The 3836-nt window shown below is 76.0% G+C and carries 3 protein-coding genes and 1 pseudogene; all 4 read left to right on the top strand.

Annotated elements, in window-relative coordinates; genetic code table 11:
- Positions 1-305: pseudogene (locus ACFU6K_RS33435) on the top strand (hypothetical protein); the annotation flags it as partial.
- Between the two features lie 376 nt (positions 306-681).
- Positions 682-1626, top strand: coding sequence for a segregation and condensation protein A (locus ACFU6K_RS33430; protein WP_380669491.1), 945 nt, complete (start codon positions 682-684; stop codon positions 1624-1626).
- Complete coding sequence (scpB, locus tag ACFU6K_RS33425) at positions 1623-2465, top strand: SMC-Scp complex subunit ScpB (protein WP_380669489.1); 843 nt, start codon at positions 1623-1625, stop codon at positions 2463-2465. The genes ACFU6K_RS33430 and scpB overlap by 4 nt, the downstream gene beginning before the upstream one ends.
- A gap of 62 nt (positions 2466-2527) precedes the next feature.
- Positions 2528-3793 carry a pseudouridine synthase gene (locus tag ACFU6K_RS33420; RefSeq protein WP_380669487.1) on the top strand — a complete coding sequence of 422 codons (1266 nt, stop codon included), beginning with the start codon at positions 2528-2530 and terminating at the stop codon, positions 3791-3793.
- Positions 3794-3836 lie beyond the last annotated feature (43 nt).

Genomic DNA, 3836 nt, shown 5'->3' with positions numbered 1-3836 from the left:
CCGCGGCGGCCCGCACGCACCAGGGCGCCGCCGAGGAGCCGTCCGGTGCCGCCGGCCGTGCCCGGCCGCGCGGCCGCGCGCCGCGCCGGCCCAGCGGGCGCGAGCGGCACGACGAGAAGATCACGGTGTACGTGTCCGCCGAGGAGCTCATGGACCTGGAGCACGCCCGGCTGGTGCTGCGCGGCGAGCACGGCCTGGCCGTGGACCGCGGGCGGATCGTCCGGGAGGCCATCGCGGTCGTCCTGGCGGACCTGGAGCAGCGGGGCGAGGCCTCGATCCTGGTGCGGCGGCTGCGCGGCCGGTAGGCGGCGCGGAAGGGCGGCCGGCGGTTGCGCCGGGCGTCGAGGGGGGCCGCGGGCCCGGCGTGGGGAGGCCGCCGGAGGCCGGGTCGGGCGCCGCAGAGCGCCGCAAGGGCGGCAGGAGGCCCGCGGGACGCGGGCCGGAGGGGCCGGCGAGGTATCGGGCGCCGGAGGGCCGTCTCGGGCGCCGCAGGGGCGTTCCCGGGGCCCGGGGGATCCACCGTGGCCTGTTCGACGGGACGGGTGCGTGCGGAGGGGCTCGTACGGGCCCGTGAGCGCCGGCGGAGCGCCGGGCGGGCGCCGGTCCGGGGCGCGGGTGGCACGGCGTGTCGGTCGGCCCCGGGGCGGGGCCGGAGGCGGGGACGGGTGAAGATGGACCGTCATGCCCAGAACCGCCGGACCAGCCGCCACCGCCACTGCCGACACCGCCACTGCCGCCACTGCCGCCACCGCCGCCACTGCCGCCACCGCCGCCGCGAGCGCGACCGAGAACGAGTCGCGGGGCGGCTTCCGGGTACGGCTGGACAACTTCGAGGGCCCCTTCGACCTGCTGCTCAGCCTGATCGCCAAGCACAGGATGGACGTCACCGAGGTGGCGCTGGCCACCGTGACGGACGAGTTCATGGCGCACATCCGGGCGATGGGCCCGGACTGGGACCTGGACGCGGCGACCGAGTTCCTGGTGGTGGCCGCCACCCTGCTCGACCTCAAGGCCGCCCGGCTGCTGCCGGTGGCGGAGGTCGAGGACGAGGCCGACCTGGCCCTGCTGGAGGCCCGTGACCTGCTGTTCGCGCGGCTGCTCCAGTACCGGGCGTACAAGCGGGCGGCGGCGCTGTTCGGCGAGCGCTGGGCGACCGAGCTGCTGCGCCGGCCCCGGACCGCCGCCCTGGAGCCCCGGCACGCGGAGCTGCTGCCGGAGGTCGTCCTCGGCGTCGGGCCGCAGCGGCTCGCCGAGCTGGCGGCCAGGGCGATGGAGCCCAGGCCCGCGCCGGTCGTGTACGTGGACCACATCCACACCCCGCCGGTGAGCGTGCGGGAGCAGGCCTCCCTGGTGGTGGGGCTGCTCACCGAGCTGGGCGAGGCCTCGTTCCAGCGGCTGGTCGAGGACGCGCCGGACGACCTGGTGGTGGTCGCCCGCTTCCTGGCGCTGCTGGAGCTGTACCGGGAGCGGGTGCTCGCCTTCGAGCAGCCGGAGGCGCTCGGCGAGCTGCTGGTGCGCTGGGTGGCCGAGGAGGGGCGGAGCGCGGTCGAGGTGACGGACGAGTTCGACCGGCCGGCCGGCGAGGCCGGTGGAGACGGCGGGGTCGAGGAGGGTCGGCGGCGATGAGCGGACGGGACGGGGGCGGGCGGCCGGTGCGGCGCCCGCTGGGGATGCCGGGGCGGCCGAGGGCCGAGGAGTGGCTGGAGCCGGCCTTCGAGCTGCTGCCGGACCCGGTGGAGCCGGCCGGTGCGGTGTCGCCGGCCGGTGCGGTGGAGGAGGCGCGCGTCGTGCACCAGAAGTCGGCCCCGCCGACTTCCGGTGCCGAGGGGCCCGCCGACGCCGGGCTGCGGGCCGAGCTGGAGGCCGTGCTGATGGTCGTCGACGAGCCGGTGGCGGAGGAGCGGCTGGCCGGCGTGCTGGAGCGGCCCCGGGCCGAGGTGGCGGCCGCGCTGCGCGAGCTGTCCGCCGAATACGCGGCGCAGGGCCGCGGTTTCGACCTGCGGCTGGTCGCGGGCGGCTGGCGGTTCTACAGCCGGGACACCTGTTCCGCGGCCGTCGACCGCTTCCTCCTGGACGGCCGGCAGGCCCGGCTCAGCCAGGCCGCACTGGAGACCCTGGCGGTGGTCGCCTACCGGCAGCCGGTGTCCAGATCCCGGGTTTCCGCCGTCCGTGGTGTGAACTGTGACGGCGTGATGCGTACCCTGGTACAGCGAGGACTGGTGGAAGAGGCCGGATCCGAGCCCGAAACAGGTGCGATCCTGTATCGGACGACGAACTACTTCCTGGAACGGATGGGGCTCCGCGGCCTGGACGAGCTGCCGGAGCTCGCTCCCTTCCTGCCCGAGGTCGACGACGTGGAAGCGGAGTCCCTGGAGGGCACGATGATCGCGGAGGCGGTCGCCGCCGCTGCCGCGCAGGCCGCGGACGGCAGTGGCGAGGCCGGTCGGGCCGGGCCCGATCGGTAGGGGGCGGTGAGGTCGGCCGAAACGACCGCACATCCCAGACGGAACGACGTACGGACACTTTGATGCGTAGCAGTGGCAACGGCAGGAACAGCAGCGGCGGCGGGAGCGGTCGCGGCGGACAGGGCGGGGGCCGGGGCGGCGGCTCCTACGGCGGCGGCAGCGGCGGCAGCCGCGGCGGCTCGGGCTCGCGCGGGGGTTCGTACGGCGGCAGCGGTGGCGGCTCCTACGGTGGCCGCGGCGGCTCGGGCTCGGGTTCGAGCGCGGGTTCGCGCGGCGGCTCGTACGGCCGTGACGACCGGCGCGACGACCGTCGCCGGGACGACCGCCGGGACGACCGCCGCTACCCGGACCGCCCGCTGCGGCCCGAGGAGCGCCGGTACGACCGCCCCGAGTACGGTGGCGGCCCCAACGCCACCCCGGCCCGCGGCGGCTATGCCGGCCGGCGCCCCAGCCCGGCCCCGCGCCCGCGCCGTGAGGGCCAGGGTGCCCCGGGCGACCCGCGCCGCCAGCCGCAGCGCTCCCGCGAGCTCCAGGCCAAGATCGAGGACGCCGTCCTCGCCCGGCACGACAAGCCGGCCGTCAAGCTGCCCAAGACCTTCGGCGAGCCCGAGGGCGAGCGCCTCCAGAAGGTGCTGGCCCGGGCCGGCATCGGCAGCCGCCGCGCCTGCGAGGAGCTGATCGAGCAGGGCCGGGTCGAGGTCAACGGCAAGCGCGTCACCGAGCAGGGCAAGCGGGTCGACCCGCAGAAGGACGAGATCAAGGTGGACGGCCTGACCGTCGCCACCCAGTCCTACCTGTTCTTCGCGCTGAACAAGCCGGCCGGCGTGGTCTCCACCATGGAGGACCCGGACGGCCGCCAGTGCCTGGGCGACTACGTGACCAACCGGGAGACCCGGCTGTTCCACGTCGGCCGCCTGGACACCGAGACCGAGGGCATCATCCTGCTCACCAACCACGGCGAGCTGGCCCACCGCCTCACCCACCCGCGCTACGGCGTGACCAAGACCTACCTGGCCGCGATCCAGGGCCCGATCCCGCGCGACCTGGGCAAGCAGCTGGCCCAGGGCGTGGAGCTGGAGGACGGCTACGCGCGCGCCGACAGCTTCAAGGTCATCTCCAACGTCGGCAAGAACTACCTGGTCGAGGTGACCCTGCACGAGGGCCGCAAGCACATCGTCCGCCGGATGCTGTCCGAGGTCGGCTTCCCGGTCGAGAAGCTGGTGCGCACCCACTTCGGCCCGATCGCCCTGGGCGACCAGAAGTCGGGCTGGCTGCGCCGCCTGACCAACCCGGAGGTCGGCCAGCTGATGCGCGAGGTCGGCCTGTAGGCCCGTCCGCTCCGCCGGAGCCCCCGGTCGCACGCGCTGCGGC

This window comes from Kitasatospora sp. NPDC057512 (assembly GCF_042802135.1).
Classification (GTDB): Bacteria; Actinomycetota; Actinomycetes; order Streptomycetales; family Streptomycetaceae; genus Kitasatospora.
Note: the sequence above shows the minus strand (reverse complement) of the source record. Positions and strands in the feature narration are given on the sequence as shown.

What these genes read in the sequence shown, in the direction of transcription:
- ACFU6K_RS33430 (WP_380669491.1), top strand. Translation starts at nt 682, where the DNA reads ATGCCCAGAACCGCCGGACCAGCCGCCACCGCCACTGCCGACACCGCC.
- scpB (WP_380669489.1), top strand. Translation starts at nt 1,623, where the DNA reads ATGAGCGGACGGGACGGGGGCGGGCGGCCGGTGCGGCGCCCGCTGGGG.
- ACFU6K_RS33420 (WP_380669487.1), top strand. Translation starts at nt 2,528, where the DNA reads ATGCGTAGCAGTGGCAACGGCAGGAACAGCAGCGGCGGCGGGAGCGGT.